At 60.3% G+C, this 5854-nt stretch carries 4 protein-coding genes and 1 pseudogene; 3 read left to right on the top strand and 2 right to left on the bottom strand.

Annotated features, from left to right (window positions below):
- Nucleotides 1–145: 145 nt before the first annotated feature.
- Nucleotides 146–1639: a CoA-acylating methylmalonate-semialdehyde dehydrogenase gene (locus tag D8U70_RS01620; RefSeq protein WP_071174323.1), complete on the bottom strand. Its 1494-nt coding sequence runs from the start codon at nt 1637–1639 to the stop codon at nt 146–148.
- A gap of 74 nt (nt 1640–1713) precedes the next feature.
- The gene (locus D8U70_RS01615) at nt 1714–3063 is read right to left on the bottom strand and encodes an aspartate aminotransferase family protein (protein ID WP_130928165.1); all 1350 of its coding nucleotides are present in this window, start codon (nt 3061–3063) and stop codon (nt 1714–1716) included.
- A gap of 137 nt (nt 3064–3200) precedes the next feature.
- Between D8U70_RS01615 and D8U70_RS01610 the strand changes: the two genes are divergently transcribed.
- From D8U70_RS01610 to D8U70_RS01600, 3 genes and pseudogenes are all read left to right on the top strand, one after another.
- Nucleotides 3201–4121 (top strand): LysR family transcriptional regulator, encoded by a 921-nt coding sequence (locus tag D8U70_RS01610; protein WP_039764096.1) that lies wholly within the window; start codon nt 3201–3203, stop codon nt 4119–4121.
- A gap of 119 nt (nt 4122–4240) precedes the next feature.
- On the top strand, nt 4241–5629 hold the full coding sequence (locus D8U70_RS01605) for a nucleobase:cation symporter-2 family protein (protein WP_130928164.1): 1389 nt from the start codon (nt 4241–4243) through the stop codon (nt 5627–5629).
- A gap of 88 nt (nt 5630–5717) precedes the next feature.
- Nucleotides 5718–5854: pseudogene (locus D8U70_RS01600) on the top strand (TetR family transcriptional regulator); the annotation flags it as partial.

The raw sequence follows: 5854 nt of genomic DNA, 5'->3' as shown, positions 1-5854 counted from the left end.
TTTCGACTGCGCCGGAAGTGGGGCGAATTATAGACCTCTGGAATCTGCCGTCAACACCTATTTTCATATTTCTGTCATATCGGGCAAAAAGCCCCGAAAACGCGAAGGCCGACCTGAAAGGTCGGCCTTCTGCACATCCAGCTACTTATAAGCTAGGGAATGCGAACTGCGAAGCTTCATGGCTTGCACGCTGCGGCCAGCGCTGGGTGATCGCCTTGCGACGAGTGTAGAAGCGCACGCCATCCGGACCATAGGCGTGCAGGTCGCCAAACAGCGAACGCTTCCAGCCGCCGAAGCTGTGATAAGCCACTGGCACCGGCAGCGGCACGTTGACGCCGACCATGCCGACTTCGATCTCGTCGCAGAACAGCCGCGCCGCTTCGCCGTCACGGGTGAAGATGCAGGTGCCGTTGCCGTATTCGTGATCATTGATCAGTTGCATCGCCTCTTCCAGGCTGTTCACCCGCACCACGCACAGCACCGGCCCGAAGATCTCTTCTTTATAGATGCGCATCTCAGGGGTGACGTTGTCGAACAGGCAGCCACCGAGGAAGAAGCCGTCTTCATGACCGGCGACGCTCAGACCGCGACCATCGACCACCAGGGTCGCGCCCGCCGCCACACCGTCGTCTACATAACCGCTGACCTTGTCACGCGCCTGACCGGTAACCAACGGCCCCATGTCCAGGCCGCAAGAAGTACCGGCACCGATTTTCAGTGCCTTGATCTGCGGAACCAGTTTCGCCACCAGCGCGTCGGCAACTTGATCGCCAACACACACGGCAACCGAAATCGCCATGCAGCGCTCGCCGCAAGAACCGTATGCCGCCCCCATCAAAGCGCTGACCGCATTGTCCAGATCGGCATCCGGCATCAACACCGCGTGGTTCTTCGCGCCGCCCAGTGCCTGAACGCGTTTGCCGCGCTTGGTGCCTTCAGCGTAGATGTATTCGGCAATCGGCGTCGAACCGACGAAGCTCAGCGCTTTGACTTCCGGCGCTTCGATCAACGCGTCCACCGCCGTCTTGTCACCATGAACCACACTCATCACGCCTTTCGGCAAGCCCGCTTCCAGCAGCAGTTGAGCGATCAGCAGGGTCGAGCTTGGATCGCGCTCGGATGGCTTGAGGATGAAGCAGTTGCCGCAGACGATCGCCAGCGGGTACATCCACAGCGGCACCATGGCCGGGAAGTTGAACGGAGTGATACCGGCAACAATCCCCAACGGCTGGAAGTCCGACCAGGCATCGATGTTCGGGCCGACGTTGCGGCTGTACTCGCCCTTGAGGATTTCCGGGGCGGCGCAGGCGAACTCGACGTTCTCGATACCGCGCTTCAATTCACCGGCAGCGTCTTCAAGAGTCTTGCCGTGCTCTTCGCTGATCAGTTGCGAGATGCGCGCCTCGTTCTGCTCCAGCAGTTGCTTGAAGCGGAACATCACTTGGGCGCGTTTGGCCGGGGGCGTGTTGCGCCAAGCCGGAAACGCAGCCTTGGCGGCATCGATGGCCTTCTGAATGGTGGCCTGGCTGGCCAGTGGCAGTTTGTGAATTGCCTGGCCGGTAGACGGGTTGAACACATCTACCGCGCGACCGGTTTCGGTCACCAGTTCGCCATTGATCAAATGCGGGATAACGCTCATCGAACACTCCTGAATTCTGGTCGGCAGGCGCCGTGAGAGGCGCCCGCACTTTTGTACATATATAGAGGGAAAAATCAGTCGAGCTTGTTCAGCACTTCGCCGACCGCGTCGAACAAACGATCGAGGTCTTGCGGCTTGCTGTTGAAGGTTGGGCCAAACTGCAGGGTGTCGCCGCCGAAGCGCACGTAGAACCCGGCTTTCCACAGGGCCATGCCCGCTTCGAACGGACGCACGATGGCGTCGCCGTCACGCCCGGCAATCTGGATCGCGCCGGCCAGGCCGTAGTTACGGATGTCGATGACGTTCTTCGAGCCTTTCAGGCCGTGCAACGCGTTCTCGAAATGCGGCGCGACTTCGGCGACGCTCTGCACCAGGTTTTCCTTTTGCAGCAGATCGAGTGCCGCAAGACCGGCGGCGCAGGCCACCGGGTGCGCCGAATAGGTGTAGCCGTGGGGGAATTCCACGGCATATTCCGGCGTCGGCTGGTTCATGAAGGTCTGGTAGATCTCGGAGCAGGCAATCACCGCGCCCATCGGAATCGCGCCGTTGGTGACTTGCTTGGCGATGCACATCAGGTCCGGTGTTACGCCGAAGCTCTCGGCGCCGAACATCGAACCGGTGCGACCGAATCCGGTGATCACTTCGTCAAACACCAGCAGGATGTTGTGCTGATCGCAGATCTCGCGCAGACGCTTGAGGTAACCCTGCGGCGGAACCAATACCCCGGCAGAGCCGGCCATCGGCTCAACGAACACCGCAGCGATGTTGGAAGCGTCGTGCAGTTCGATCAACTTCAGCAGTTCATCGGCCAAAGCAATACCGCCCTGCTCCGGCATGCCACGGGAAAACGCGTTGCTCGCCAGCAGTGTGTGCGGCAGGTGGTCGACATCCATCATCGCCTGACCGAACAGCTTGCGGTTGCCGTTGACGCCGCCGAGGCTGGTGCCGGCGATGTTCACACCGTGGTAGCCACGGGCGCGGCCAATCATTTTGGTCTTGGTCGCCTGGCCTTTCAGGCGCCAGTAGGCACGGACCATTTTCACCGCAGTATCGGCGCACTCGGAACCAGAGTCGGTGAAGAACACGTGGTTCAGATTGCCCGGGGTCAGCTCAGTGATTTTCTCTGCCAGTTGAAACGACAACGGATGGCCGTACTGGAAACCCGGCGAGTAATCGAGGGTGCCCAGTTGTTTCGAAACGGCTTCCTGAATTTCCTTGCGGGTGTGCCCGGCGCCGCAGGTCCACAGACCGGACAGCGAGTCGTAGATCTTGCGGCCCTTGTCGTCGAACAGCCAGCTGCCTTCAGCGCCGACGATCAGACGCGGGTCGCGCTGAAAGTTGCGGTTGGCGGTGTACGGCATCCAGTGCGCGTCCAGCTTCAGTTGGCTGGCCAGTGACGACGGCGCGTTTTCAGGCATGTTCATCGGGCAAAACCTCGCAGGGCATAAGCGTCAGGGAGATGGAAAGCGTTGTTGCAGCTAAATTGCCACGGCGATAAAGTCGGTGAAATCCAACTCTTCTAACCTTCAGTTAGATCATTGCTAAACAAAGAGAACAAAAAATGAGCAGCCGCCGCGCCGATCCGCTGGCCCAGGTCAGTGATTTTGATATTCGCCTGCTGCGGATTTTTCGCAGTGTCGTGGAGTGTGGCGGCTTCTCCGCAGCGGAAACCGTGCTCGGCATCGGGCGCTCGGCGATCAGCCAGCAGATGAGCGATCTGGAGCAGCGCCTCGGCTTACGCTTGTGTCAGCGTGGCCGGGCCGGATTTTCCCTGACCGAGGAAGGTCGTGAGGTGTATCAATCAGCGCTGCAATTGTTGAGTGCGCTGGAGAGTTTCCGCACTGAGGTCAACGGCCTGCACCAACACCTGCGCGGCGAGCTGATCATCGGTCTGACCGATAACCTCGTCACCCTGCCGCACATGCGCATCACCCACGCCCTCGCGCAGTTGAAGGAGCGCGGGCCGGATGTGCAGATCCAGATTCGCATGATTGCGCCGAATGAAGTCGAGCAAGGTGTGCTCGACGGGCGCCTGCACGTTGGCGTGGTGCCGCAGGCCAGCGCCTTGTCAGGACTGGAATATCAGCCGTTGTACAGCGAGCGTTCGCTGCTGTATTGCGCGGTGGGTCATCCGCTGTTTTATGTCGACGACAAGCAACTCGATGATCAACGCCTCGACAGTCAGGACGCGATTGCGCCGACCTTTCGTTTGCCGGCGGAGATTCAGGCGCATTATCAAGCGCTCAACTGCACCGCCAGTGCCTCTGACCGCGAGGGCATGGCGTTTCTGATTCTGACCGGGCGCTACATCGGTTACCTGCCGGATCACTACGCCAGCCTTTGGGTGCAGCAGGGGCGCTTGCGTGCGCTCAAGGCCGGCACGCGTTATTACGATTTGAGTCTGGCATCGGTCACGCGTAAGGGGCGGCGCCCTCATTTGGTGCTGGAAAGTTTCCTGGAGAGTCTGGCCGCGACGCGATAGATAAGCGCGCAGAGCCCAGCCCGGCAGGGCCTCATCGACAGAATCCAGTAATAACCTGAGCAAGTGGACAGGTTTTTGCAGTGAAGGGCTGACTCGTCCTTCAACAAGAAGCCAAAACCATGCAGCCAGATTCCGATTCGTCCAGTGAACTGATCTACGGCCTCAACGACCGCCCCAAACCACTCGCCGCCATTCTCGCCGCGCTGCAACACGTGCTCGCCAGTTTCGTCGGCATCATCACCCCGCCGCTGGTGATTGGTTCGGCGCTCGGGCTGACCGCGCATCTACCGTACCTGATCAGTATGGCGTTGATGGTCTCGGGCGTCGGCACCTTTATCCAGGCGCGACGACCGTTCGGCATCGGCGCGGGGATGATCTGTCTGCAAGGCACCAGTTTCGCGTTTCTCGGTGCGGTGCTGTCGGCCGGGTTTCTGGTCAAGCAGCGCGGCGGCAGCCCGGAAGATATCCTGGCGATGATTTTCGGCGTGTGCTTTTTCGGCGCAATCGTGCAGATCGTGCTCAGCCGTTTCATCGGTCAGTTGCGGCGAGTGGTCACACCGCTGGTGACCGGCATTGTCATCACGCTGATCGGCATCAGCCTGATCAAGGTCGGCATCACCGATCTGGGTGGCGGCTTCAACGCGCCGGACTTCGGCGCGCCGGGCAATCTGGCCTTGGGCGTGTTCGTGCTGCTGACAATCATTCTGCTCAACCGCTCGAATACGCCGTGGGTGCGACTGTCGGCGATCATCATCGGACTGGTGCTCGGCAGCCTCGCCGCTTGGTTCAGTGGGAAACTGCTGCCACAGCCGTTGCCTGACTTGCCACTGGTGAGTTTTCCTACGCCATTCAAGTTCGGATTCAACTTCGACTGGACCGCTTTCCTGCCGGTCGCGCTGATTTACCTGATCAGCACCATCGAAACCGTCGGCGACCTCACCGCCAATTGCATGCTTGCTCGCCAACCGATCAGCGGCCCTTCTTATATAAGCCGCTTGCGCGGTGGCGTGCTCGGTGACGGTGTGAGCTGCATGATCGCGGCGACCTTCAGCGCCTTCCCCAACACAACGTTCGCGCAGAACAACGGCGTGATCCAATTGACCGGCGTTGCCAGCCGCTACGTCGGTCTGTACATCGGCTCGATCCTGTTCTGCCTCGGCCTGTTCCCGATGATCGGCGCGGTGCTGCAACAGATCCCGAAACCGGTGCTCGGCGGTGCGACGCTGGTGATGTTCGGCGCAGTGGCGGCGGCGGGCGTACGCATTCTCGCGCAGTCACCGCTGGACCGGCGCAGCATGTTGATCATCGCCACTTCGTTCGGCGTCGGCCTTGGCATCGCCGCGCAACCGAACCTGCTGCACCTGTTGCCGAAACTGGTGCAGAACCTGTTCGACTCGGCGATCACCAGCGGCGGGCTGACGGCAATCGTCCTGTGTCTGTTGTTGCCGGAAGGCAAAACCGCTGAGACAAAAAGCCCCGCGTCATTGAACAAGATCGAACAGGCGTAACTGTTTTTCCGCGCAAGGACTTGTCGGATGCCTGTGGGTGCGCTATCAACGCAACTGGTTGCACCCACAGACAATCCCGGAAGTGCCTATGACCTTTGAAGTCCCAGCCCACGGCGGCAAACCCGCCAGCCGCATTCGTCAGAAGAACGAAGAGACCATTCTCAAAGCCGCCGAAGACGAGTTCGCCCGTCACGGGTTCAAAGGCACCAGCATGAACACCATCGC

It is taken from the genome of Pseudomonas sp. Sample_20, assembly GCF_004307585.1.
In the GTDB taxonomy this organism is placed as follows: domain Bacteria; phylum Pseudomonadota; class Gammaproteobacteria; order Pseudomonadales; family Pseudomonadaceae; genus Aquipseudomonas; species Aquipseudomonas atacamensis.
This window is presented reverse-complemented; position numbering and strand designations above follow the sequence as displayed.